The organism is Frankiales bacterium, from assembly GCA_016125335.1.
In the GTDB taxonomy this organism is placed as follows: domain Bacteria; phylum Actinomycetota; class Actinomycetes; order S36-B12; family CAIYMF01; genus Longivirga.
Genome location: WGLY01000025.1, coordinates 13790 through 36275 on the forward strand (window position 1 = coordinate 13790; position 22486 = coordinate 36275).

Consider the following 22486-nt stretch of genomic DNA (forward strand, 5'->3'; position numbering starts at 1 on the left):
GGCGAGGGGCCGTCGCGCTCCCTCAGGGAGGAGGGGTCCGGGGCGGCGCCGTCAGGAGACCACCTGGTGCAGCCAGCGCACGGCCGCACCGTCGCCGGCGTAGCGGAAGGGCTCGAGCTCGGCGTCCCAGGGCGCGCCGAGCAGGCGGGAGACCTCGTCCTCGAGCGGCGTGCCGGACAGCGCGGCCCGGGCCAGCGCGCCGCGCAGCCGCTCCTCGGGCACCTGGATGTCGCCGTGGACGCCGACCACCGCGCGGAAGACCCCGAGCGACGGGGTGACGGAGTAGCGCTCGCCCTCGGTGCGGGCGGTCGCCTCCTCGGTGACCTCGAAGCGCACCCGGCCCCAGCCGTGCAGCGTGGAGACGATCCGCGACGCCGTGCCCGTGGGGCCGCTCCAGCACAGCTCGGCCCGGGCGCTGCCGGCGGCCACCGGCTGGGCGCTCCAGTCGAGCGCGACCGGCCGGCCCAGGACGTCGGCGAGGGCCCACTCGACGTGGGCGGTGAGGGCCCGCGGGCAGGAATGCACGAAGACGACGCCGCGGGTCTCCCGCGCGCCTGAGGGCACGCCGCGCGTGCCGGTGGGGTCGGACATCGCCGGTCCTCCTCGGTGAGGGTCGCCTTCCCCAGCGGCCTCGCCCGGACCCGGGACGTCCGCGCTCACGATAACCCCGGCCGTACCGGCAGCACCACCCGTCACACCACCTCGCGCCACGCGACTGAACGCACCGTGAGTGATCGATCACTCTGCGCAGTATTCTGCTCCTCGCACCGCAGTTCACCCGGCATGGCGCTCAGGACCGGCGGGTCGCGCTGCCGATACAGCCCCCGACGGCTCGCGGAGCGGGCTGTCCCGGTCGCAACCGGAGAGCGTGAGGGGAGGGCACGTCGCCATGGCCGACTCCGAGATCTTCATGACGGAGATGTACGACGAGGGCGTGGTCACCGAGGTCATCCGACCTGCGGCGATCGTTCCGGAGGAGTCCGCGCGCGCGGTGCTGGTCGAGCTGGCGCTGCGCGACGTGCAGTACGGCGGGCTGTGGCTGTCCGACCCCTCGCGCTGGGCGCTCTACGACTCCCCCTGGAGCGCACCGGGCCAGCCGGGCACCGCCCAGCTCGTCGGGACCATCCAGGTGGCGTACGGCACGCCGACGCGCTACGAGATCACCATCTACCGGGCCACCATCACCCGGCGCGGCACCGAGCTGGGCTGGACGGTCACCAAGCTGTGCGACGAGGCGCTCGGCTTCGGCAACCTCGACCTGGCCACCTGCCCGCGCGCCTCGCTCGCCGCACCGCCCAAGCCGTTCCACTTCTGACCGGCCGGTCCCGGCCGGACCGGCGGCCGTCGGCTAGTACCAGTGCATCCCGAGGAAGACCGCGACCACCATCGAGCCGAGCAGCAGCAGCGACACGGCGAGCACGACCCACCGGTTGCCGACGCGCGTGATCACGTCCCGACCCTAACCGGCCCGCGGCCCCGCCCGGGAGCGGGCCGGACCCGGCCGGACCGAGGCCCTGACCTGCGCCGACGGCCCTGTGGACTCCCGGCGAACTCACACCCGGACATCGCCCGTTCCACATCGTCCTCACAGGTTCGCCCGACACCGTGGTCACCATGAGCAGCAGGACCGCCGCGCGCCGCACGGCGCCCAGTGCGGGCCGCCTCGCCCCGCGCGGTGCCGGCCGCCCGGCCGCCCCGAAGGCGTACGACCGCGCCCCCACCGTCGCGCTCTGGCTGGCCGGGCTGGGCCTCGGCCTGGTCGTCGGCATCCAGCTGGCCACCCGCAGCCCGCTGTCGGGCGACGGCGCGCTGCTCATGGAGATCGGCCGCTGGAGCGGCCTGCTCGCGACGTACGGCGCGCTGCTCGTGATCGTGCTCATCGCCCGCGTCCCGGTGCTGGAGCGCTCGGTCGGCCTCGACCGGATGGTCGCCTGGCACCGGCGGCTCGGTCCGCTGGTGCTCGTGCTCCTCGTCGCGCACGTGCTGTTCGTGACGGCCGGGTACGCCGCCAGCGAGGCGGTCTCCTACCTCTCGGAGACCTGGACCTTCCTCACCACGTACCCGTGGCTGCTGCCCGCGGCGGCCGGCTTCGCGCTCATGCTCATGGCCGGGCTCACCTCGTGGCGGGTCGCCCGCCGCATGCTGGCCTACGAGACCTGGTGGGTGACCCACCTGTACTTCTACCTGGCGATCGCGCTGGCGTTCATGCACCAGCTCACCATCGGCCAGCAGTTCGTGACGCACCGCTGGGCCCGCTGGATCTGGATCGCCCTGTACGTCGTGACCTTCGCGGCGCTGATCGGCTACCGCGTGGTGCGCCCGGTCGTCCGGTCGCGCCGCCACGACCTGCGCGTGCACGCCGTGACCCGCGAGTCGCGCGACACGGTGAGCGTGTGGATCTCCGGCCGCAACCTCGACCGCATGCAGATCCGGGGCGGGCAGTTCTTCGGCTGGCGCTTCCTCACCCGCCAGATGTGGTGGCAGTCGCACCCCTACTCGCTCTCGGCCGGCCCGGACAACCGCTTCCTGCGCATCACGGTGCGCGACCTCGGCGACCACAGCCGGTCCCTGGCCCGGCTGCGCCCGGGCACCCGCATCGTGGCCGAGGGTCCGTACGGCGTGTTCACCGCCGAGTCGCGCCACGACGACCGGGTGGTGCTGGTGGCCGGCGGCGTCGGCGTCACGCCGATCCGCTCGGTGCTCGACGAGCTGCCGGACTCGGCGCGCGTCGACGTGCTGTTCCGCGCGCCGCGGGCCGACGCCCTGGTGCTGCGCAAGGAGCTCGACGCCATCGCCACGCAGCGCCCCAACGTGCGGGTGCGCTACCTCGTGGGCAACCGGCACGACTACCCGGTCAACGCCCGCACGCTGCTGTTCCTCGTGCCCGACATCGCCTCGGCCGACATCTACGTGTGCGGGCCCACCGAGCTGGTCCACGCCGTCCGCGAGGCCGGCCACGTGCTCTCCGTGCCGGCGCACCGGATCCACGACGAGGCGTTCTCCTTCCACTCCCCCGACACGTACTCGTTCCTGACCCCGGAGGTCGCCCGATGAAGCGCGCACTGGTGGTGGGCACCGGCACCGTCATGGGCGTGGCCGCCGTCCTCGCCCTCAACCCGGACGGCAGCTCGTCGGCCGTCGCGCTGCCCACGGCGGGCTCGGGCGGCACCGGCTCCACCGCGACCTCCGGCTCCACCGGCTCGTCCGGCCCGTCGTCGTCCGGGTCCTCGCACGCCTCGTCGAACGGGTCGTCGAACGCCGGCACCTCCCACGGCACGTCGGGGTCGTCCGGGTCGTCGGGCTCCTCCTCGGGCGGATCGGGCTCCTCGGGCACCACCTCCGCCACGGGCGCGGCGATCGACGTGGGCTACGGGATCGTGCAGGTCAAGGTCACGCTGACCGGCGGGAAGATCACCGGGATCGACGCGGTGCAGCTGCCCCAGAACGACGGCCACAGCGCGCGCATCTCGCAGGTGGCGTGGCCGATGCTGGTCAACGAGGCCATGCAGGCGCAGAGCTCGCAGATCTCCGGCGTCTCCGGCGCGTCCTACACCTCGTACGGCTTCGCGCAGTCGCTCAAGGCGGCCCTCGTGTCGCTCGGGCACGCGGCATGAGCACGCACGGCGCCGTCCCGGGCCCCGGACGCGGGGCGCGGGATGGCGGCACCAGGGCCACGGCACTGTCAGGATGGGCGGAGCACGGAATCGGCACGGCGGCCCGCGGGCCGGGTGCCGAGGAGGGTGAGGAGTCATGAGCATGACCAGCAGCGAGGAGACCGACCTCCCCCAGAGCTACCTGCGCGCCACCGACGGCATCGCGCCCATCCGGGTGCTCGTCGTCGACGACGAGCCCGACCTCGCCGACCTCGTGTCGACGGCGCTGCGCTTCGACGGCTGCCGCACCGCGACGGCCGGCGACGCGGACGAGGCGGTCCGCGTCGCGCGCGACCTGCGCCCGGACATCGCCGTCCTCGACATGATGCTGCCGGGCGACGACGGCGTGAAGCTGCTCGCGCGGCTGCGCTCCGAGCACCCCGACCTGCCCGCCGTGTTCCTCACCGCCCGCGGCGACACCCGCGACCGCATCGCCGGCCTGCGCGCCGGGGCCGACGACTACATCGCCAAGCCGTTCAGCCTCGAGGAGCTGCTCGCGCGCCTGCAGGCGGTGCTGCGCCGCACCGGGCGCCTCGACGAGCGCGGCGCCGTGCTGCGGGTCTCCGACCTCACCCTCGACGAGCTCACCCGCGAGGTGCACCGCGCCGGCGAGCTGATCGACCTCACCCCCACCGAGTTCGACCTCCTGCGCTTCCTCATGCAGAACGCGCGCACGGTCGTGAGCAAGGCGCAGATCCTCGACCGGGTCTGGCACTACGACTTCGCCGGACGCAGCAACATCGTCGAGCAGTACGTCGGCTACCTGCGCCGCAAGGTCGACGCCGACCGCGAGCCGCTGATCCACACCGTGCGCGGGGTCGGCTACGTGCTGCGGGCCCCGCGCGCCGGGGATGCCGGTGGCTGACCGCGCCCGTTCCGCCTGGTCCTCGATGCCGCTGCGCCGGCGGCTCGTGCTCGGCCTGCTCGCCGTCATGTCCGCCACGCTCGTCGTGGTCGCCGCCGCGACGTTCGTCGGCGTGCGCAGCTGGATGGTCGAGCAGGTGGACGACAGCCTCAAGGCCGGCAAGGCCAGCGTCATCGGCGGCGGCAACTCCCAGGACCCCGACGTCGACAGCCGTCCCGGCCGGTCGCTCTACGACGCCTTCCAGCCGTGGACCGCCGCCGGCGCGAGCCTCTACCGGGTCAACGCCGACGGCACCGCGGCGCCGCTGCTCGCCGCGGGCGGCACGGCGCAGCAGGCCTCGGCGTCCGACACGGCCGCCCTCGCGTCGGTGCCGCTGGGTCAGGACGTCGGGCCCGTCACGATCAGCCTCGACGCACTGGGCACCAGCCGCGCGGTGGCCGTGCCCGTCGTGGTCACGGACCTGCGCACCGGCCAGGTGACCGACCGCTACACCGCCGTGGCGGCGATCCCCACCTCGCGGGCCAACCAGGTCGCCGGCCGGCTGCTGCTCGTCGAGCTCGTCGCGATGGGCCTCGCGCTGCTCGTGGCCGGGCTCGTGGCGGCCTGGTTCATCCGCCGGTCGATGCGGCCGCTGCGCGACGTCACCGAGACCGCGGCCGAGGTGGCCCGGCTGCCGCTCGACTCCGGCGACGTGGCGATCCCGGCGCGCGTGCCGGACCCTGTCCCCACCACGGAGGTCGGGCAGGTGGGCCTGGCGGTGAACGCGATGCTCGACCACGTCGAGACCTCGCTGCAGGCGCGGGCCGACACCGAGGACCGGCTGCGCCGGTTCGTGTCCGACGCCGGTCACGAGCTGCGCACCCCGCTGGCCGCGGTGCGCGGCTACGCCGAGTTGATGCGCCGCGGGGCCGGCACCGACCCCGGCCAGTCGCTGCACGCCGCCGAGCGCATCGAGGCCGCGAGCAGCCGCATGGGCATGCTGGTGGAGGACCTGCTGCTGCTCGCCTCGCTCGACGAGCAGCGCCCGCTCGCGCGCGAGGCCGTCGACCTGCACGCGCTGCTGGCCGAGTCGCTGGCCGAGGCGGCCACCGCGGGCCCGGACCACTCGTGGGCCGCCGCCGGGCCCGAGGACCCCGTGGTCGTCGTCGGCGACCCCCTACGCCTGCACCAGGCGGTGGGCAACCTGCTGGCCAACGCGCGGGCGCACACGCCCGCGGGGACGTCGGTGGTCGCCTCGATCCTCGAGGACGGCGACCTCGTGCACCTCGAGGTCGTCGACGACGGCCCCGGCTTCCCGGACTCGCTGCTGCCCCGGGTCACCGAGCGCTTCGCCCGTGGCGACGCCAGCCGGTCGCGCGCCACCGGGGGCAGCGGGCTGGGCCTGGCCATCGTCAAGGCCGTGGTGGAGGCGCACGGCGGCAGCGTCGAGGTGGGCAACCGCACCGACGGGCCGGGCGCCCGGGTGCGGCTCACCCTTCCCGTGTCCGGGCCGGACACGCCGGGCGAGGACGAGTCGGCGGGCGACGACGACCTGCCCGTGCTCGGGCTGCGCGACGTGCTCGACTCGGCCCCCGAGCCCGACCCGGCCTCCCGCGTGCCCGGCCCCGCCCCCGTCGGGGGCAGCCACCACTGAGTCGCGCCCCCGCGCGACGTACGTCCGCCAGGTCGACGCTCGACCGACGTCGGACGCCCTCCAGGCGCCAGGATGGTCCCGACCGCCGAGGAGGACCCATGACCTGGACCGCACCCGCCGTCGAGCGCGCCCCGTCGCCCCACCTGGGCACCGAGCGCGAGAGCCTGCAGGGCTGGCTGGACTTCCAGCGCCAGACCCTGCTGTGGAAGTGCGCGGGCCTCACCCACGAGCAGCTCGCCACGCGCAGCGTCGAGCCCTCCACGCTCTCGCTGCTCGGCCTGGTGCGGCACATGGCCGACGTCGAGCGCTGGTGGTTCCGCATCAACCTGCGCGGCGAGGACGTGGCCTGCTTCTTCGACCCGGACGAGACGGGCGCCGACTTCGACGACCTGGGCTCGCTGCCCGCCGAGGAGGTCTTCGCCGTCTTCGAGCGCGAGTGCGTCGACGCCGACGCCGCGGCCTACGGCCTGCCGCTCGAGCAGCGGTTCCGCACCCGTCGCGACAACGAGCTCGACCTGCGCTGGGTCTACCTGCACATGATCGAGGAGTACGCCCGGCACAACGGGCACGCCGACCTGCTGCGCGAGCGGATCGACGGCCAGACCGGCGACTAGGACCGCCGTCAGGCGCCGTCGACGTGAGGCGGCTCGATCTCGGGCAGCTCCGCGTCGGGGGTCAGCCGGACCAGCAGCCACACGCGCCGGCGTCCCACCAGCCGCAGGGGCCAGCGCGCGGGCCACATGAGCGAGAAGTGCCGGCCGTACTTCGCCCGGTGGGCCCGCACGCCGGGCCGGAACTCGCTGCGGTCGAGCACCGTGGCGCGCCCGGCCACGTAGCGCGCCCCTGGCAGCAGCCGCCCCGGCCCGTCGCACGCGGCCACCGCCACCCGCGGGTCGGCCCGGATGCGGCGCACCTTGTGCGAGTGCCGGAACGTCGAGACGTAGAGCAGCTCGTCGTCACCGCTCACCCACACCGGGGTGTGCGCCGCGGACCCGTCGGCGCGGAAGGACACCAGGTCGACGAACGGCTCGGCGCCCAGGGCCCGCGTCCAGCCCGTCGCGTCGAGGTCCATCCCCCGACTCTGCCACCCGCACCGCGGTCGGTGGCTGGTCGAGCCGACGGAGTGCCGTGAACCGGGACCTGGCTGCGGCGCACGCCGTAGGCTCCCCCGCATGAGCGACGCCGCCCCCCGTCCTGCGCTGGACAAGCGCAAGACCACCATCGGCGCGATCATCGGCGTCGTCGCGCTGGTGCTGATCTTCGTCAAGGTCATCCCGCAGATCGGCTCCTACGCCGACGCGCTCACCGCGATCCAGGCGATGACCGCCTTCGACATCGCCCTCATCGTGCTCGCGGTCGTGGTCTACAACGGCGTCTACGGCCTGCCGTTCGTGGCGGCCACGCCGGGGCTGAGCTATCCCCGCGCCTTCCAGCTCAACCAGGGCGCGTTCGCGATCAGCAACGGCATCCCCGCCGGCGGTGCCTTCGGCCTCGGCGTGCAGTACGCGATGCTCGCCTCCTACGAGGTGCCGCCCACGGTCGCGACGGCGGCGATCGGCGCTGTGGGCGTGTGGAGCATCTTCGTCACCCTCGGCCTGCCGGTGTTCGGGCTGCTGAGCATGTGGGCGTCCGGCGCGGCCGACGTCGGGGCCTACATCTACATCGGCGTCGTCGGCTTCGCGATCCTCGTCACGATGATCGTGGTCTTCGCGCTCGTCATGCGCAGCGCGCGGCTCGCCGAGCGGATCGGGGCGCTCACGACCCGTCTCGCCGCCCCGCTGCTGCGCCGGTTCCGCCCGGGCACCGAGTTCGACGGCGTGGCCACCGTGCTGAAGTTCCGCGGCGACATCGTCGACCTGGTCACGCGCCGGTGGGCGGCGATCACCGCGGCTCAGGTGGGCGTGTCGGTGACGCAGTTCCTCATCTTCTTCGCCGCGCTGCGCGGGGTGGAGGGGTCCTCGACCCAGACGTCGATCCTCGTGGCGTTCGGGGCGTTCGCCGTGGCCCAGATCGGCATCATGATCCCGATCACGCCCGGGGGCCTGGGCACCGTCGACGCGCTCATGATCCAGCTGCTCGTGTCGATGGGGGTCGACGAGGGCGCCGCCACGGCGGCCACCCTGGTGTGGCGCGCGTCGTCGTTCGTGCCGCAGATCGCGATCGGGGTGCTGAGCCTCGTGACGTGGAGCCGCCGGGCTGCGCGCACCTTCGCCGCCAGCGCCGGCTGACCTCTCGGGTCAGACGGGGAGGCGGCGGAAGATCGGGCCGGGCACGTGGCGCAGGCCGGTCATCACCAGGCGCATCACGCGGGGCACGTAGACCACCGTCGACCCGCGGCGCAGCCCGTCGACGACGGCCGCGGCGACGTCGGCCGGCGTCACCGCCAGCGGCGCCGGGTCGAGGTGCTCGGTCATCGACGAGCGCACGAACCCGGGCCGCACGACGAGCACGTGGACACCGGTGCCGCGCAGGCTGTCGGCCAGGCCCCGCGCCAGGGAGTCCAGCCCCGCCTTGGACGAGCCGTAGACGAAGTTGGAGCGCCGCGGCCGGTCGCCGGCCACGCTCGAGAGCACCACGATCGACCCGTGGCCCTGGCGGCGCAGCCGCTGCGCGGCCAGCAGGCACGACGACACCCCGCCGAGGTAGTTCACCCGGGCGAGCTCCACCGCGAGGTCGGGCGCCTCCTCGAGCTCGCGCTGCTCGCCGAGCACCCCGAAGGCGACGACCACGACGTCGACGTCGGGTCCGGCGAACACGGAGTCCAGCACCTGCGCGTGCGACGCGGTGTCGGCCGCGTCGAAGTCGCGCACGCACACCTCGGGCACGCCGGCCTCGGTCAGCTGCTCGACGGCCGCGTCGCGCGCCGGCGAGGGCCGCGCGGCGAGCACCACGCGGCGAAGGGCCGGCGACGCGAGGGCGCGCACGGTGGCGAGACCGATGTCGCTCGTGCCGCCCAGGAGAAGGACGGAGCTGGGTCGGTGCAGGGCGTCGCTCACAGGTCGAGCCTCCTGGCGAGGTCGGAGACGAACACGCCGTCGGGGTCGACGTCGCGGCGCACGGCGCGGAACCGGTCCAGCTGCGGGTAGCCCGCGGCGATGGTGGCCGGCACGGCGCGGGAGTCCTTGGCCAGGTAGAGCCGCCCGCCGGCCTCGAGCACCTGCTCGTCGAGCCGGTCGAGCGCCCGGGCCAGGGCGGCGTCGCGCGCCGGCACGTCGACGGCGAGCGTCCAGCCGGCCATGGGGAACGACAGCGGCGACGCATCGCGTCCCGGCCCGAACCGCTTGAGCACGGTCAGGTACGCGGGCACGCGGAGCGCGCGCAGCTGCTCGAGGGTGCGGCGCACCATCGCGGCGCCGGAGTCGGGCACCGCGAACTGGTACTGGAGGAACCCGGAGGGCCCGTAGAGCCGGTTCCAGCCGCCGACGGCGTCGAGCGGGTAGAAGAACGGGGCGAGCGGCGTGGGCTCCGCGATCCGGCGCCGGGGGGCGCGGCGGAACCACGCCTCGTTGAAGGCGGCCACCGCGTGGCGGTGCAGCGGGCTCACGGGGAGCGGGGGGACCCCGACCCGCGGCTCGCCGGGCGGCGGGGTGCGGTGCCGGGGGTCGCCGTCGCCCTCGGGGGCGTGGTCGCCGAAGGTGACGACCCCCCGGCCGAGCCGGGCGCCCGCCACGGTGCCGTCGACCCAGGCGACGGAGTACCGGTGCCGGTCGTCGCCCTCGGCCATGAGCGCCATGACGGTGTCGAGGTCGTCCGCGCGGTGGGTGTCGACCAGGATCGAGGCGGTGGGCGCGGGGACGGTGCCGAACTGCACCTCGGTCACGGCACCGGTGAGCCCCATGCCGCCCAGGGTCGCGTCGAGCAGCCGCTGCTCCGCCGGCGACCCGTCGCGGCAGAGCCGGCGCAGCGTGCCGTCGGCCGTGAGCAGGTCGAGGCGGCGCACGTGGGCGCCGAACGAGGAGTCCACGTGGTGGTTCTTGCCGTGGACGTCGGCGGCCACGGCACCGCCGACCGTGACGTACCTCGTGCCGGGCGTGACCGGCAGGAAGCGTCCACGGCGCAGCAGCACGGGCACCAGGTGCGCGAGCACGGCCCCGGCACCGGCCACCACGTCGCCGTCGTCGAGCACCCGCACGGACGAGAACGCCGACAGGTCGAGCACCGTGCCGCCGCCGTTCTGGGCGGCGTCGCCATAGCTGCGCCCGGCGCCGCGCACCAGCACGCCGCGCGGTCCCGCGTCGGCGACGACGGCGGCGAGCTCCTCGAGGGTGCCCGGATGCACGACGTGCGCACGGCTCGGCGCCGTGCCGCCCCACCCGTGCAGCAGCTCGTCGGTGCCTGGCGTCACCGGCTCTCCACCGCGACGAAGTCCTTGTAGAACTGGTGGAAGTAGGTCGACGGCGGACGCACGACGCCGGGGTTGATCCGGGCGCCGGCCAGCCCCGAGCCGGTGTGGTGGTAGACGAAGCCGGTGGGCCACGAGATGTTCATGTCGAGGTCGACCGCCTCCACCGCGCCGACGCGCACCAGCGCCCGGCCCAGGGTCAGCGCCGTGACGTCGTGCCCGTAGGCGAAGACCAGCGACCCGTCGGGCAGCCGCGCGAGCGCCGTCCGGTTGGCGAGGGGCCGGCCGCCGTTGGCGATCCCCCACGTGCTCGCGGAGTCCGACGGGCTGGCCGTCACGACGGCGTGGTCCACCAGCGGCCGCAGGTTCTCCCGCACGACGACGACGCTGCGCGACATCCGCAGGTCGCGACCCCACACGCCGACGGAGAGCGTGCCGTCCTGGCGCACGACGAACGCCGCGAGACCGGTGCGCAGGGGCGACACGGTCCGGCCGCGGTAGTAGTAGCCGCCCACGTGGTCGCGCAGCTTGAACCCGCCGTTGAAGGCGGCGACGAGGTGGGCGGTCCAGGTGGACGGCGTGCGGTCGGCGGTCGTCACGGGACTGCCCTCGGGGATCGAGTACCCGGGCACGAAGCGGAACCGCAGCCGGGCAGGGTCCATCCACATGAGCGAGACGGAGCCGGAGTACTCCGTGGCCAGGCGCACGGCCGGCGAGGCCGTCGCGGCCCACCGCAGCCCGTGCGGCGGGGTGCGCGTCACCACGGCCGGGCGCGCCGGGGCCGCGGGTGCGCCGGGTGCGGCGGGGGCCGACACCGAGGGTGCCGACGCCGACACCGCGACGGGCGCGGCCGGGGCCACCGCCGCCGCGCTGCCGGGCGGCGGCGCGGCCGAGGCGGCCGCGGCGCACGCGGCAAGCAGCGGGAGGAGCGCCGCGAGGGCGCCGGCGCGGGCGCTCGCCAGGACGCGCGGTTGCGGCATGGTTGCATGCTGCTGGTCGTACCTGTGACGAACGTGTGAGGCCGCGGAGAGATCCTGTGCCCGTCCCCGCAGCGGGCCGCGGCTACCGTGGTCGCCATGACCGCACGCCGCGCCCGAGCCGCGCTGCGCGTCGTGGCGGCCGCCGTCGTGCTGGCTGCGCTGCTCGCCGCCACGAGCGGCACAGCCCGGATGGGCGACGACACCCCCAGCACCGCCCCTGCCGGTGTCCTGCCCCTCGTGCTCGCCGCGGCCGCCGGCAGCGCGCCCGCCCCGAGTCCGGCCGCGCCACCCCGGGTGCAGCGCCCGGGGGCCGCCGCCCCGGACTGGGAGCAGCACCGCGTGCGCGCCCTCGGCGTCACGCAGTGGATCGAGTGCGCCGGCAGCGGCCCGGTGACGATCGTGGTCGTCCCCGGGCTGGGGGCCGACCACCGCATGTGGTCGCGCGTGCTGGACCCGTTCGCGCGCACCACGCGCACCTGCGTGCTCGACCGGCCCGGGCTCGGCGGCAGCCCGCCGCGCTCGCCGCACCGCACGGTCGACGCCGGCCGGCACGCCGACGAGCTCGCGGCGGCCCTCCAGCAGGTCGGCGTCACCGGCCCGCTGGTGGTGGTGGGCCACTCCTACGGCGGCCTGGTCGCCCGCGCGTTCACCGCCCGGCACCCGGCGCGCGTGGTCGGGCTCGCGCTCATCGAGGGGGTCGCCCCCTACGACCGCCTCTCGCCGTACTGGCACGAGGGCGGCGACCGCATCGACATGGTCGTGTCGTCCGCCGCGGCCGCGCGGCTGCACCGCGGCTCGCTGCCGCTGCTGGTCGAGGCAGCGCAGGACCCCGGCCGCGACCGGTGGGTCGGTCCGTCGTACGGCGCCTCCGCCGGCGACCTCGACGACTGGAGAGCCCACCAGCGCGCCGCCGCCGGGCTGTCCACCGACTCCGCCTACGTCGTCGTGCGGCGCTCGGCGCACGTCATCGAGCAGGACCGCCCGGACGCCGTCGTGGCGGGCGTGCGACTGCTCGTGCGCGCGGCCACCACCGGCACGCCGATGCCGCGGTGCGCGCTGGGGCGCTACGGCGCGCAGCCCCTCTGCGGCTGAGCGCGCGGGCCGGCCGGATCAGATGCCGGCCGAGCCCAGGGCGAACATGACCAGCCACACCACGGCGATCACCTGGAGCACGCGGTCGCCGAGGGCGATGTCCTCGGGGGCGCCGGCGTCGCCGCGGTCGACGTCGAGCGCGAAGCGCAGCACGGCGAGGATGAACGGCACGACCGACCACGCCGCGAGCGGCACGGCGCCACGGTCGCGCACCGAGAGCTGGAAGGCCCACAGGCAGTAGGCGGTCAGGACGATGGCCGCAGCGAGCGACCACACGAAGCGCAGGTAGGTCGCCGTGTAGCGCGCCAGCGCGGGGCGCGCGGCACGCCCCTCCTCGCCCAGCTGGACGTACTCCGAGTAGCGCTTGCCCGCGGCCATGAACAGCGAGCCGAACGCCGCCACGGTGAGGAACCACGGCGACATCGGGATCCCCGTCGCCGTGCCGCCCGCGATGGCGCGCAGCACGAACCCGGCGGCGATCACCGCCAGCTCTATCACGGGCTCGTGCTTGAGCCCGTAGGAGTACGCGAGGGTCGCGATGAGGTAGACCGCGAGCGTGACCAGGAACCCGGGGTAGGTCGACAGGGCCGCGCCGAGCAGCCCGGCACCGGCCAGCAGCACCGCCCACACGACAGCCGCACGGCTCGACAGCTCGCCGGCGGCGATCGGTCGCAGCCGCTTGCGGGGATGGGCGCGGTCGGCCTCGACGTCGCGCACGTCGTTGAGCAGGTACGTCGCGCTCGCCACCGCGCAGAAGCACAGGAAGGCCACGGTCGTGTCCGCGACGACGTCGCGGTCGCCGAGCTTCCCCGCAGCGAGGGGCACGGCGTACACGAGCAGGTTCTTCACCCACTGCCGCGGGCGCAGCGCGACGACGAGCGCGGCGACGCGGCCCCGCCGGCGGTGCGGGGCCGGGCCGGAGGGCTCGACCGTCGGAGCGGGTCCGACCACCGCGGGCGGCGTCGGCGTCGCGGCGTCCTCGAGTGGCGCGGGGGGCTCGGGCACGGCGCCGCCGGTGGCCGGTGGCGTGGGAACGGTCCTGGACATCGGCGTCATCCTGGACCTCGCCGTGCCGCATCGGGTGTGAGCATCATGTGAGCGCCCTATGAATCGGTCTGCGCACCGGTTCTGGAGTTGTGCCGGGCCCGGGTCCTGGTCTCTGATGTGGCCGCGGGCACGATCGTGCCCCGACGAGAGACAGGAGCCGGAGTGCTGCGCCGACGCACGAGCTCCTACTCCCGCAGGCGCCGTCCCGCCTGGGTGTACTGGGTGCGGCGCACCGTGGTGCTCGCCGTCGCGGTGCTCGTGGTGGCGACCTCGTGGTCGATCCTCACCGCGCTGCGCGCACCGGGGAACGACGGCACCTCGGTGAAGCTCGCCGAGTGGGCCCGCGACCATTACCTCGGCCCGGTGGTGACGCTGGCGGAGAACATCCAGTACCGGCTCAGCCCGCCGGCCACCGGCGGTACGCCCGACACCTCGCAGCTCGCCGCGGGCGCCAAGGAGACCCAGTCGCCCGCGGGCGCGCCCGCCGCCACGCACACCGCCGCTCCGACCATCCCCCTCCAGGCCCCGATCGTGCCGCCGGTGTCGCCGGCGCTCGCCGGCGAGGGCGTGTACGTGCCGGTCGTGAAGCGCAAGACCGGCGACCTCATCCAGGTCACCTACGTGCGGCCGGACAGCGTGCACACCTCGTACCTCACCGGCGTCGCATGGATGAGCCACACGTTGCGCTTCGTCCTCCACCCCGGCTTCCAGGACCCCGGCACGTCGGGGATGTCGCAGCCCGACCTCGTGCCGCCGAGCGCGTTCCCCAACCTCGTCGCCACGTTCAACAGCGGGTTCAAGCTGAAGGACATCTCTGGGGGCTACTACGACCACGGCCATACGGTGGGCACGCTCACCGACGGCGCCGCCTCCCTCGTGATCTACAAGGACGGCCACGCGACGGTGGGCACCTGGGGCCAGGACGTGTCGATGACGCCCCAGGTGGCGTTCGTCCGGCAGAACCTCAAGCCGCTCATCACCAACGGGAAGGTCGCGGGCGACGTCAACGCCAACGTCGAGGCCACGTGGGGTGCCACCATCGGCGGCGCGGCCAACGTGTGGCGCTCCGGGATCGGCGTGACCGCCTCGGGCGACCTCGTGTACGCCATGGGCGACGCGATGTCCGTGGCCGACCTGGCCGACGTCCTGCAGCGGGCCGGCGCCGTCACCGCCATGCAGCTCGACATCAACGTCGCCTGGGTGTCGTACATGTGGTACTCGCACCCGACGCCGAGCACGGTCCGCCCGCACAAGATGGGGCAGTTCCAGCGCCCGGTCGACCGCTACCTGTCCGACACCAGCCGCGACTTCGTCGCCGTCTACGCGCCCTAGCCGCGCGCGGATCGGCGCACCGACTCAGGCGCGGCGCGCCCGGTGCAGGGCCACGATCCCGCCGTGGATGTTCATCCACTCGACGCCGTCCCAGCCGGCCTCGCGGATCCGCTCCGCGAGCGTCGCCTGGTCCGGCCAGGCCTGGATCGACTCGGCCAGGTACACGTAGGCGTCGGGGTTGCTCGCGACCGCGCGCGCCACCGACGGGATGGCACCCATGAGGTACTCCGAGTACAGCTTGCGCAGCAGCCGGCGGCGCGGGTGGCTGAACTCGCACACCACCAGCCGACCGCCGGGGCGCACCACGCGCCGCAGCTCGGTCAGCGCGGTGATCGGGTCCACGACGTTGCGCAGGCCGAAGGAGATGGTGGCCGCGTCGAACACCGAGTCGCCGAACGGCAGGTGCAGCGCGTCGCCAGCGGTGAAGGGCAGCGCCGGCCGGCGCACGTGCCCGACCAGCAGCATCCCGGGCGAGAAGTCGCACGGGATCACCGTCGCTCCGCGGCCGGACAACGGCTCGCTGGACGAGCCGGTGCCGGCGGCGACGTCGAGGATCACCTCGCCGCGCAGCGGTGACACCGCCTCGACGAGCGCGCGGCGCCACACCCGGGTCTGCCCCAGGGCCAGCACCTCGTTGGCCACGTCGTAGCGGTCGGCGACGCCGTCGAACATCGACGCGACGTCGTCGGGGATCTTGTCGAGACTCGCCCTGACCCAGGTGGTCTCCGATGCTGGCGCCGGCATCGCCATGAACCGGCCGTTTCCCAGTGTCGCAGTGCTCATGTCCGCCCCCTAGACGGGAAGTTCTGCACCTCCAACCTAGGAACGCCGTACCTACGAAGCGCGCCCAGCGGTGATCGACATGTCACATGTCTCGGACGTCACGTCGCGCCCTCGCCCGGGCCCACCAGTGGTAGGGCCCGGGCGCCGGGTGAGCGGCTGCGCAGCCGGGCCGGAGCGTCCGGAGAGGTTCCTGAGCGCCGCGCGCGTCGCTCGCACGGTCTCTCATGGAGCCCACACGTCGACCTCACGACCCGGACAGCGGGCCCTGCCACTGTTCCTCGTGCCGGACCGCAACCCCCGGCGAACGGCACCCCGCCGCCCGCCCCGCGGGACGACCACGAGACGCACCGGAGGTCGCGATGACCGAGCCCTGGACCCCGCGCAGCCGCGACGCGCTGCTCACGCGGATCACCCGCACGACGGTGATGTCCGGCGTCACGGCGCTCGTGGCCACCGCCGGCATCAGCTACGGCCTCGCCGCGAGCACCGGTGCGGTGCTCGCCTCCTCGGCCGACACCGCCTCGTCCGGCAGCACGTCTGCCGCGTCGACCACCGCTTCCACGACGTCCTCGACCAGCAGCACGGCGGCGAGCACCACGACCACGGGCTCCACCGCCGGCAGCGCCGCCTCGGCGACCACACCGGTCGTGAGCACCACCACCACGGTGCCCGTCGCGACCTCGGGCGGGTCCTGAGGCGGAGCAGGGACGGGAAACGACCATGACCACGCGCAGCACCACGTTCGACCTGTGGGGCGGCACCGCGACCGTCGCCACGGTCGGCACGGGCTCGCACGAGCAGGCTGTCGACGTCGTGCGGGCCTGGCTCGCCGAGGTGGACGCCGCCGCGAGCACCTACCGCGAGGACAGCGAGCTGTCGCGGCTCAACGCAGCCGCCGGTGAGCCCGTGCGCGTGGGCCCGGTGCTCGCCGAGGCGCTGCGCGTCGCGCTGCGCGCCGCGGAGCGCACGGCCGGCGCGGTCGATCCCACCGTCGGCACGGTCACGCTGCGCGGCGCCGGCCCGTCCCTGCGCCGCAGCGGCAGCCACCGCGACGTGCTGCTCACCGACGACCCGTCCGGCGACGGCAGCGGCGCCCTGGTGGTGCTGCCGGCCGGGCTGCGCCTCGACCTCGGCGCCACCGCCAAGGCCTGGGCGGCCGACCGGGCCGCCGACGCCGTGCTGCGCGCCACCGGGCTCGGCGCCCTGGTCTCGCTCGCCGGCGACCTCGCGATCGCCGGCCCCTCCCCCGCCGGCGGGTGGTCGGTGCTGGTCACCGACGACCACCGCGAGGGCGTCGCGTCCGCCAACGCCGTCGCCCAGCGGGTCAGCCTCGCCGCGGGCGGCCTCGCGACGTCGAGCACCACGGTGCGCCGCCGCACCACCCCGGACGGGCTCACCGTGGCCCACCTCGTCGACCCGCTCACCTGGCGACCGGTCGACCCTGTGTGGCGCACCGTGAGCGTGGCCGCGGGCGACTGCGTCACCGCGAACACCGCGAGCACCGCGGCCGTGGTGCTGGCCTCCGGCGCCGTCGACTGGCTGCGCACCACCGGTCTGCCCTGCCGTCTCGTCGCCACCGACGGCTCGATCACCCGGCTCGGCAGCTGGCCCGCCCCCGACGCGCAAGGAGTCCCGGCATGAACCCGCTGTGGCTGGCCACCCGGGCCACCGGCGAGGTGTCCCTCGTCCTCTTCACGCTCGTGACGATCATGGGCGTCTCCACCACGAAGGGGTGGGCGAGCGCGCGCTGGCCCGAGTCCGTGGTGACGCTGATGCACCGCAACGTCTCGCTGCTGTCGCTGGTGTTCCTCGGCGTCCACATCGCGACGACGGTGGTCGACGGCTACGTGCCGATCGGCTGGGTCGACGCGGTGATCCCGTTCCAGACCTCGTACCGCACGCTGTGGATCGGCCTGGGCACCATCGCCTTCGACCTCGTGCTCGCCGTGATCGTCACCAGCCTGCTGCGACGGCGGATCCCGCAGTCGCTGTGGAAGGGCATCCACTGGTCGTCGTACGGGCTGTGGGCCGTCGCCGTCGTCCACTCGCTGGGCGCCGGCACCGACCGGCTGCTCACCCGCATCCTCGCCGCACTGATGGTCGCGGCGGTCGCCGCGGCCGTCGCCGCACGGTTCATGACCCCGCACCGGCAGGACGACCCGGTCGTCTCGGTGCCCGCCAGGATGGAGCTCGGCCGATGACGCGATCGCCCGCGAACCCGCCCGCGGACGCCCCGCCCGTCGGAGCCGCCCGGCTCCTCGGCGACGACGTCGGGCCGGACCTGGGACGCCACCTCAGCGTCCACGGCGCCCCGCCCCAGCTGGGCCGGGTCAAGCGTGGCCACGCCGGCCCGCTCGTCGCCGAGGTGGAGCGCTCCGGGCTCGCCGGGCGCGGCGGCGGCTGGTTCCCGACCGGCCGCAAGATGCACGCGGTGGTCACCGCGGCGCGCACCGCGCGCAAGGAGCCGGTCGTCGTCGTGAACGCCATGGAGGGCGAGCCCGCGGCGAGCAAGGACGCCGTGCTGGCCCAGCGCAACCCGCACCTCGTCCTCGACGGCGCCGTGCTGGCCGCGGAGTCGATCGGCGCGTCGACGGTCACGGTGGCCGCACACCGCGGCGGACGGGCGCTCGGCCTGCTCGAGCGCGCCGCCGAGCAGCGGCGCTCGCGCGGCCTCGACAGCGTCGAGCTGCGCGTGGTCGACGCCCCGGCCCGCTACGTCGCCAGCGAGGAGAGCGCGCTCGCGCACTTCGTGGGCGACGGCGTCGCGCTGCCGGTCAGCGTGCCACCGCGCGTCTACGAGTCCGGCGTCCGACGCCGCCCCACGCTGCTGTCGAATGCCGAGACCTTCGCCCACCTCGCGCTCATCGCGCGACACGGCGCGGACTGGTTCCGCCGCGTCGGGGTCGCAGAGGCACCCGGCACGATGCTCATCTCGGTCACCGGCGCGGTCGGCCACCCCGGCGTCCTCGAGGTCCCCACCGGCACCACCGTGCGCCAGATCCTCGGCCTCGCCGGCGGCACGACCGGTCCGGTGCACGGACTGGTCACGGGCGGCTACGGCGGCGCGTGGGTCGCCGCCGGCGGCGTCCTGGACTCGCCGTGGTCGGTCGACGGGCTGCGCCCGTCCGGCGGCGTGCCCGGCGCGGGCGTGCTGGCCGTGCTGCCCGCGGAGGTGTGCGGCCTGGCCGAGACCGCGCGCGTGGTGCGGTGGATGGCCGGGCAGGGCGCCGGCCAGTGCGGGCCATGCCGCTTCGGGCTGGCCGCCGTCGCCACCGACATGGACATGCTCGCCGCGGGACGTCTCAACTCGAGCGGGCTCAAGAACCTCCAGCGGCGGATCGGGATCATCCCCGGCCGCGGCGCGTGCCGGCACCCTGACGGAGCGGTGCGCTTCGCGGGGACCGCCCTCCAGGTGTTCGACGAGGAGGTGCGCGCCCACGTGCGCGGCCGATGCTCGTCCGGACGGCGCATCGCGGTGCTGCCCGTCCCCGCCTCGACCGGCGCGCTGCCGGTCGACCGTCCCGGTGAGGAGTGGAGATGAGCGGCCACGTCCTGCGCATCGACCGGATCGCGTGCGACGGCTTCGGCACGTGCGCGCAGTTGCTGCCCGAGCGCGTGACGCTCGACGAGTGGGGCTACCCGGTCATCGACCCGGCACCGGTCCACGGCGCCGAGCACAGCCACGCCAAGCGCGCGGTCAGCGCCTGCCCGCGCCTGGCCCTGCGGCTCGAGAAGGTCCACGACCCCGCCCCGGCGCGCTCCGCGCGCTGACCCCCGACCGCACCGCCCGCCGCCCTGTCCCCCCGGTGCGGCGGGCGGTGCTCCATCCCGGCGCCGCGCGCACCACAGAGGGGTGGCTCGGGACCCCCCGGTCCGAGCCACCCCTCGGGTGTGTGTGGCGAGCTGTTCAGTTGTGGGCCGTGCTATCGAGTGCGATCTGAGGGCTGGGACGAGATGAAGAGGCCCTCACCCCGGTAGTCGCGGCAGGTGCCCGCTCCATTACGTGCCCGGTCCCGCATTCACCCTGACGGACCAGTGCGGGCGCGCGGAGCGCTCCTCGAGTCGCGCGACCGGGTGAATCGGCACGCGCGGCGTCAGGGGACCGGCCCCTCCTGACGACATCGTGGGCAGGGAGAGCCGGGGTCCGGCGTCCCGTGTGTGCAGGGTTGCCCAGGACGACGGAGCCGCAGGTGTCCACCACCGAGGTCGAGCAGTGGCTGTCGCAGGCCGCGCTCGGTGACCGCGAGGCGATCGGTCGCCTCGTGGCCGTGGTGCGCCCTGCCGTCTTCCGGTTCTGCAGGGCGCGCCTGTGGGACGTCGAGACCGCGGAGGACGTGACGCAGGACGTGCTGCTCGCCGTCTTCCGCGCCCTGCCCGCGCAGCAGGAGCCCGTCCGCGACCTCGAGGCGTTCTCCATCGCGATCGCCTCGCGTCACGTGGCCACGGCCCACCGGCGCCGGGCCGCGCGTCCCGAGCTGGAGCAGGACGAGATCCCCGACGTCGTCGACTCGGCACCGACGCCCGACGACGTCATCGTGCTGCACGACGACGTGCGCGCCCTCCAGGCGCTGCTCGAGCACCTGACCCCCGTGCAGCGCGACGTCGTGCTGCTCCGCGTCGTCAACGGGCTGTCCGCCGAGGACACGGGCACAGCGCTCGGGCTCACCCCCGGCAACGTCCGCGTCCTCCAGCACCGCGCGCTGCTGCGGCTGCGCGCCCTCGCGGGACAGGGGGTGCCGGCATGACCACCGACCACGACAGCGCTGATGTGTTCGACCTGCGCGAGCTCGCCGAGTCCGACGCATGGTTCGACGCCGCCGCGTCCGGTGCACTCGGCCCGGCCGACCCGCTCGGGCCCGCGGTCGGCTCGATGCTCGGCCAGCTCGAGCGCGAGCTCGCGGCGCTGGCGCCGGTCGACGGCGCGACCGTGACGGCACTGCTCGACGCCTTCCAGGAGGGGGTGCGCGAGCAGGCCGCGGCCTCGGCCGACACCGGTGAGCCCGCCGCGGAGCGGGCAGCACGGCGACCTCGCCGCACCCCGGTGCAGCGCCTGCGCCGCCACCTGCTGGTGGCCGGGACGGCTACCGCGCTCGTGGTGGCGGCGAGCGGTGTCGCGGCGGCCGCACCCGGCTCGTTCCTGTTCCCGCTGCACGAGGTGGTGTTCGGGGGCGCCGCGGCCGACGGCGCCGCAGGCGTCGACCTCGCGATGATCGAGCACCAGCTCGACGTCGTCGAGGTGCGCATCGTGGAGGCGCAGCAGGCCGGCGGGGTGGCCGACGACGTCCGCGGGACGATCGTGCGCCGCCTCGGCGTGCTGCACCCCATCGTCGAGGCGGTCCCCGGCGACGCCGGCGACGCGCTGCGGTCGCGGTGGCAGCGCGACTACCTGGTGGTGATCGCGCTCGTGAGTCTCGACGCCGACGGCAACCCGGTGCCTCCGCCGGGCACCACGGGCGACCCGGTGACCCCGCCGACGGCGGCGGACCCCGGTCCGACCGCGGCGCCCGAGTCCCCCGCCTCCCCCGCGGCGTCGCGGCCGTCGTCGCGACCCGACTCGCCCGGGCGGTCGGGCACGCACCCCTCCGGACCGTCCTCCGCGCCGCGCCACGAGCCGTCGTCCTCGGACCGGCACTCCGGCTCGTCGGACTCCTCGGGCCCCTCCCGGTCCGGGTCCGGCCCGACGTCCGAGCACTCGACACCCTCGGCGCCCACGTCGTCGTCCGGGGGCGAGGACGGCCGGCACACGGCGACACCCGCACCGTCGGCCACGTCGACGGCGACCGCGCCGGCGCCCACCACGAGCGCCGCACCGGCGCCCACCACCTCGTCGTCGCCTACGCCGACCCCGACGTCGACCGGGCGCCCATGGGGGCACCACGACCACGGCGGCACGGACGGCCACCACGACTGACCGGCCGGATCAGCCCGCGATCGCGACGTCGCGCGGCGGCACGGCCGCGAGCCGTCGCCGCAGCAGGTCGAGCGTGCCGGGGTCCATGCCGCGGTCGAGCAGCCAACGTGCTGCCCCGCCCTCGCGCTCGAGGCCGCACAGGAACAGCGCCATGACCTCCGCCGAGGGCATCTGGGCGTCCCAGTCCGGCTCGGCCAGGTGCCGGTAGGCCGGGCGCGACCCCAGCCGCGCGACGACGTCGCGCACCGCGTCGGCCGAGGCGACGTGGTCGGCCACCACCGCGTCGTCGCCGGCGCCGGCGAGCTTGAGCAGCAGGGCACACACGACGGAGGTGCGGTCCTTGCCGGCCGCGCAGTGGACGTACATCGCAGAGTCCGACCACGCGAAGCGCGCGAGCGCGGCCGCCAGCGCCGCACCGCCGTGCCGGAGGTAGCGCTGGTAGGACTCGGCGACGACCCGCGGGTCGCGGTCCGGGGCGACGGGGTCGACCGGCCATCGCTCGAGGCCGATGAGGGGCACCCGCTCGTGGGCGACCTCGCCGCGCCGGTAGAGCTCCGCCAGCGGCCCGACGCCGTCCTCGGCCGCCTCGCCCGCCTCGCGCAGGTCGAGCACCCGCTCCACCCCGAGCTCGCGCAGCTGCTCGAGGCCACGCGGCGTCAGGTGCGCCACGGTCTCCCCGCGCACCACGAGCCGGTGGGGGAACACTCCGCCGGCCACGGGCAGGCCGCCGAGGTCGCGCGCGTTGCGCATCCCGTCGAGGGCGAGCCGCCGGTCGGTCATGGGTCCAGCGTGACCCGTGTGACGCACGGGGCCGGGAGGCGAGCGTGAACGTCGTGCGAACTCTCGGC

The 22486-nt window shown here is 75.1% G+C and carries 24 protein-coding genes; 16 read left to right on the plus strand and 8 right to left on the minus strand.

Annotated elements, in window-relative coordinates; genetic code table 11:
- Positions 1-51: 51 nt before the first annotated feature.
- Complete coding sequence (locus GC157_13535; GenBank protein ID MBI1378487.1) at positions 52-591, minus strand: DUF3145 family protein; 540 nt, start codon at positions 589-591, stop codon at positions 52-54.
- A 298-nt stretch (positions 592-889) separates the two neighbouring features.
- Between GC157_13535 and GC157_13540 the strand changes: the two genes are divergently transcribed.
- The 6 genes from GC157_13540 to GC157_13565 all read left to right on the plus strand — a co-directional run bounded on the left by GC157_13540 (position 890) and on the right by GC157_13565 (position 6765).
- Positions 890-1315, plus strand: coding sequence for a hypothetical protein (locus GC157_13540; protein MBI1378488.1), 426 nt, complete (start codon positions 890-892; stop codon positions 1313-1315).
- 299 nt (positions 1316-1614) lie between these two features.
- Positions 1615-3054: a hypothetical protein gene (locus GC157_13545; GenBank protein ID MBI1378489.1), complete on the plus strand. Its 1440-nt coding sequence runs from the start codon at positions 1615-1617 to the stop codon at positions 3052-3054.
- Positions 3051-3614 (plus strand): FMN-binding protein, encoded by a 564-nt coding sequence (locus tag GC157_13550; protein MBI1378490.1) that lies wholly within the window; start codon positions 3051-3053, stop codon positions 3612-3614. The genes GC157_13545 and GC157_13550 overlap by 4 nt, the downstream gene beginning before the upstream one ends.
- 136 nt (positions 3615-3750) lie before the next feature.
- Positions 3751-4518, plus strand: coding sequence for a response regulator (locus tag GC157_13555; protein MBI1378491.1), 768 nt, complete (start codon positions 3751-3753; stop codon positions 4516-4518).
- Positions 4505-6151 (plus strand): HAMP domain-containing protein, encoded by a 1647-nt coding sequence (locus tag GC157_13560; GenBank protein ID MBI1378492.1) that lies wholly within the window; start codon positions 4505-4507, stop codon positions 6149-6151. The genes GC157_13555 and GC157_13560 overlap by 14 nt, the downstream gene beginning before the upstream one ends.
- 98 nt (positions 6152-6249) lie before the next feature.
- Positions 6250-6765: a DUF664 domain-containing protein gene (locus GC157_13565; protein ID MBI1378493.1), complete on the plus strand. Its 516-nt coding sequence runs from the start codon at positions 6250-6252 to the stop codon at positions 6763-6765.
- A gap of 8 nt (positions 6766-6773) precedes the next feature.
- Here the strand turns inward: GC157_13565 and GC157_13570 are convergent, their stop codons facing one another.
- Positions 6774-7424, minus strand: coding sequence for a PPOX class F420-dependent oxidoreductase (locus tag GC157_13570; GenBank protein MBI1378494.1), 651 nt, complete (start codon positions 7422-7424; stop codon positions 6774-6776).
- Here GC157_13570 and GC157_13575 point away from each other — a divergent pair.
- Positions 7324-8379: a hypothetical protein gene (locus GC157_13575; protein ID MBI1378495.1), complete on the plus strand. Its 1056-nt coding sequence runs from the start codon at positions 7324-7326 to the stop codon at positions 8377-8379. The two genes, GC157_13570 and GC157_13575, sit on opposite strands and share 101 nt — an antisense overlap.
- A 9-nt stretch (positions 8380-8388) precedes the next feature.
- On the opposite strand, the gene GC157_13580 is transcribed toward GC157_13575, so the two are convergent.
- Genes GC157_13580 through GC157_13590 form a run of 3 tightly spaced genes read right to left on the minus strand, consistent with a single transcriptional unit; the run spans position 8389 to position 11155 of the window.
- On the minus strand, positions 8389-9147 hold the full coding sequence (locus GC157_13580) for a decaprenylphospho-beta-D-erythro-pentofuranosid-2-ulose 2-reductase (GenBank protein MBI1378496.1): 759 nt from the start codon (positions 9145-9147) through the stop codon (positions 8389-8391).
- Complete coding sequence (locus GC157_13585; protein MBI1378497.1) at positions 9144-10475, minus strand: FAD-binding protein; 1332 nt, start codon at positions 10473-10475, stop codon at positions 9144-9146. The genes GC157_13580 and GC157_13585 overlap by 4 nt, the downstream gene beginning before the upstream one ends.
- A 17-nt stretch (positions 10476-10492) precedes the next feature.
- Entirely contained in the window at positions 10493-11155 is a 663-nt protein-coding gene (locus GC157_13590; protein MBI1378498.1) for a hypothetical protein, read from the minus strand.
- Between the two features lie 4 nt (positions 11156-11159).
- Between GC157_13590 and GC157_13595 the strand changes: the two genes are divergently transcribed.
- Both GC157_13595 and GC157_13600 read left to right on the plus strand, forming a co-directional pair.
- Positions 11160-11501, plus strand: coding sequence for a hypothetical protein (locus GC157_13595; GenBank protein ID MBI1378499.1), 342 nt, complete (start codon positions 11160-11162; stop codon positions 11499-11501).
- Positions 11502-11569: 68 nt separating this feature from the next.
- Positions 11570-12565: an alpha/beta fold hydrolase gene (locus GC157_13600; protein ID MBI1378500.1), complete on the plus strand. Its 996-nt coding sequence runs from the start codon at positions 11570-11572 to the stop codon at positions 12563-12565.
- A gap of 18 nt (positions 12566-12583) precedes the next feature.
- On the opposite strand, the gene GC157_13605 is transcribed toward GC157_13600, so the two are convergent.
- Positions 12584-13612: a decaprenyl-phosphate phosphoribosyltransferase gene (locus tag GC157_13605; GenBank protein MBI1378501.1), complete on the minus strand. Its 1029-nt coding sequence runs from the start codon at positions 13610-13612 to the stop codon at positions 12584-12586.
- A gap of 162 nt (positions 13613-13774) precedes the next feature.
- Between GC157_13605 and GC157_13610 the strand changes: the two genes are divergently transcribed.
- Positions 13775-14944, plus strand: coding sequence for a hypothetical protein (locus GC157_13610; GenBank protein MBI1378502.1), 1170 nt, complete (start codon positions 13775-13777; stop codon positions 14942-14944).
- A 24-nt stretch (positions 14945-14968) separates the two neighbouring features.
- Here GC157_13610 and GC157_13615 read toward each other — a convergent pair whose 3' ends face one another.
- Complete coding sequence (locus GC157_13615; protein ID MBI1378503.1) at positions 14969-15688, minus strand: demethylmenaquinone methyltransferase; 720 nt, start codon at positions 15686-15688, stop codon at positions 14969-14971.
- 759 nt (positions 15689-16447) lie between these two features.
- Here GC157_13615 and GC157_13620 point away from each other — a divergent pair.
- The 6 genes from GC157_13620 to GC157_13645 all read left to right on the plus strand — a co-directional run bounded on the left by GC157_13620 (position 16448) and on the right by GC157_13645 (position 21638).
- Entirely contained in the window at positions 16448-17368 is a 921-nt protein-coding gene (locus GC157_13620) for an FAD:protein FMN transferase (GenBank protein ID MBI1378504.1), read from the plus strand.
- Positions 17365-17928: a ferric reductase gene (locus GC157_13625; GenBank protein MBI1378505.1), complete on the plus strand. Its 564-nt coding sequence runs from the start codon at positions 17365-17367 to the stop codon at positions 17926-17928. The genes GC157_13620 and GC157_13625 overlap by 4 nt, the downstream gene beginning before the upstream one ends.
- The gene (locus GC157_13630; protein MBI1378506.1) at positions 17925-19268 is read left to right on the plus strand and encodes a proton-conducting membrane transporter; all 1344 of its coding nucleotides are present in this window, start codon (positions 17925-17927) and stop codon (positions 19266-19268) included. Before GC157_13625 ends, GC157_13630 begins: the two co-directional genes overlap by 4 nt.
- Positions 19265-19498, plus strand: coding sequence for a ferredoxin (locus GC157_13635; GenBank protein MBI1378507.1), 234 nt, complete (start codon positions 19265-19267; stop codon positions 19496-19498). Before GC157_13630 ends, GC157_13635 begins: the two co-directional genes overlap by 4 nt.
- Positions 19499-19839: 341 nt before the next feature.
- Complete coding sequence (locus GC157_13640; GenBank protein ID MBI1378508.1) at positions 19840-20472, plus strand: sigma-70 family RNA polymerase sigma factor; 633 nt, start codon at positions 19840-19842, stop codon at positions 20470-20472.
- Positions 20469-21638, plus strand: a complete 1170-nt coding sequence (locus GC157_13645; protein MBI1378509.1) for a hypothetical protein — start codon at positions 20469-20471, stop codon at positions 21636-21638. Before GC157_13640 ends, GC157_13645 begins: the two co-directional genes overlap by 4 nt.
- 9 nt (positions 21639-21647) lie before the next feature.
- Here the strand turns inward: GC157_13645 and GC157_13650 are convergent, their stop codons facing one another.
- Positions 21648-22418, minus strand: coding sequence for a hypothetical protein (locus GC157_13650; GenBank protein MBI1378510.1), 771 nt, complete (start codon positions 22416-22418; stop codon positions 21648-21650).
- Positions 22419-22486: the final 68 nt, after the last annotated feature.